This is a genomic window from Cellulomonas sp. P4_B5_2 (assembly GCF_056402235.1).
Genome location: NZ_JBFUHU010000477.1, coordinates 1 through 1,919 on the forward strand (window position 1 = coordinate 1; position 1,919 = coordinate 1,919).

The following is a 1,919-nucleotide window of genomic DNA, read 5'->3' on the forward strand; positions in this document are numbered from 1 at the left end:
GGGTCCCCTCTGCACACGACCGTGGGTGTGCAGGAACGGACCGGAGGAGCGCACGGTGTCGACGACCACGAGCGGGACGAGCAGGCCGCGGGGGTGCCCGTGAGCCTGTTCGTCGAGCTGGTCGGCTTCCTGGCGTCGGCCGTGTCGCTCGTCCTCTGGTGGCCCCMGGCCGTGCGCGTGTGGCGCTTCCGCCACGACCCGAACGGCCTGGGCGGCGTGTCCGTCCCCACCCAGGTCCTGCTGCTCGCCAACGCCGCGCTCTGGGCCGTGTACGCGCTGCTCACGGAGTCGTTCTGGGTGGGGGCGCCCGGGCTGGTGAACGCGCCCCTGGCGGTCGGCACGATCGCGCTCGTCCGACGATCTCGAGTGCCGCGCGTGTACGAGGAGGCGGTCCGCTAGCGCCCGTCCGGCGCCGGTTCCTCGAACCGCGCGAGCCACCGCCGCAGCACGCGCTCGAGCTGCACGACGTCCTCGGGCTCGAGCGCGTCGAGCAGGCGCCGCTCGTTGGCCATGTGGGCGGCGAAGGCCGCGTCGATGACCTCCACCCCGCGCGGGCTCAGGGCGACGACGCGCCCGCGACCGTCCTGCTCGCTCGGTCGCCGCGTGACGAACCCCGCGCGTTCGAGCCGGTCGATCCGCTTCGTCATGCCGCCGGACGTGACGAGGGTGTTCTCCGCCAGGTCCCCGGGGGTCCGCTCGTAGGGGGCACCCGCGCGCCGCAGGGTCGCGAGCACGTCGAAGTCCCCCTCGCTCAGGCCGTGCGCCCGGTACACCGCGACGAGCTCGTCCGTGAGGTGGCCCGCCACCCGGTGCAGGCGGCCGATCACGCCCTGCGGCCGGACGTCCAGGTCAGGACGCTCGCGCGCCCACGCCTGCTGGATGAGGTCGAGTCGGTCGGTCACGGGGACGACATTACCTTCCAGGCAAGATACTATGTCTTCCATGGAAGATAATCGGTGGCGCTGGTCGCTCCTCACCGCGATCGCACCCGTGGCCTGGGGCACCACGTACGTCGTGACACGCCACGCCCTGCCCCTCGACGCACCGCTGTGGGGGTCGGTGCTGCGCGCGCTGCCCGCCGGGCTCCTGCTCCTGGTCGTCTCGCGGCGAGCACCTCAGGGATCGTGGTGGTGGCGGTCCGCGGTGCTCGGCACGCTGAACATGGGCGCGTTCTTCGCCCTCGTCTACGTCGCGGCGCAGGCGCTGCCCACGAGCGTCGCGTCGACCGTGATGGCCACGTCGCCGGTGGCGATGATGCTCGTCGCCTGGGCTCTGCTCGCCCAGCGACCCCGGCTGGTCGCCCTGGCCGGCGCCGCTCTGGGCCTCGTCGGGGTCGCGGCGATGCTCCTGCCGGGCGGCACGGAGGTGAGCGCCGTGGGCGTCCTCGCCTCGGTGACGGCGATGCTGATGTCGAGCCTCGGCTTCGTGCTGGCCACCCGGTGGAGCGCCGGCGTCGACGTGGTGTCGTCGACCGCCTGGCAGCTGGTCGCCGGCGGCCTCGTGCTGCTGCCGTTCGCCGTGGCCGTCGAGGGCGGACCGCCCGCGCTCGACGGTCGCGCGCTGCTCGGCTTCGCCTACGTCTCGTTCGTCGCGACGGCGGTCGCCTACCTCGCCTGGTTCACCGGGCTGCGGCACCTTCCTGCCAGCACGGTCGGGCTCCTGGGCCTGCTCAACCCGATCGTGGGGGTGCTGCTCGGGGTGCTGTACGCGGGCGAGCGGCTCACCGGGGTGCAGGTGCTGGGGGTGCTGGTGGTGCTCGTCGGGGTGCTCCTCGGTCAGCCCTCCCTGCGGGCGCTGGTCGCCCGGCGCCGCGGCCGAGGGACTGCGGGGGCGAGCCCCGCCGCGGCGCCGCTTGTAGGGTCGCGATGAACCACGAGCCGTCGTGACGGGAGGGGCACGCCGTGCAGCACGTGCACGTC

General features: G+C 73.9%; 3 protein-coding genes. 2 read left to right on the plus strand and 1 reads right to left on the minus strand.

Translation table 11 applies throughout. The annotated features are described in order from the left end of the window. The coding region (locus AC1DUQ_RS21325; protein ID WP_477074586.1) for a hypothetical protein at positions 1-399 on the plus strand (399 nt) is incomplete at its 5' end. On the opposite strand, the gene AC1DUQ_RS21330 is transcribed toward AC1DUQ_RS21325, so the two are convergent. Then, positions 396-902: a MarR family winged helix-turn-helix transcriptional regulator gene (locus tag AC1DUQ_RS21330; RefSeq protein ID WP_477060353.1), complete on the minus strand. Its 507-nt coding sequence runs from the start codon at positions 900-902 to the stop codon at positions 396-398. The genes AC1DUQ_RS21325 and AC1DUQ_RS21330 overlap by 4 nt on opposite strands. A 40-nt stretch (positions 903-942) precedes the next feature. Between AC1DUQ_RS21330 and AC1DUQ_RS21335 the strand changes: the two genes are divergently transcribed. Next, positions 943-1,869 carry an EamA family transporter gene (locus tag AC1DUQ_RS21335; RefSeq protein WP_477060352.1) on the plus strand — a complete coding sequence of 309 codons (927 nt, stop codon included), beginning with the start codon at positions 943-945 and terminating at the stop codon, positions 1,867-1,869. The last annotated feature ends 50 nt before the right edge of the window (positions 1,870-1,919 follow it).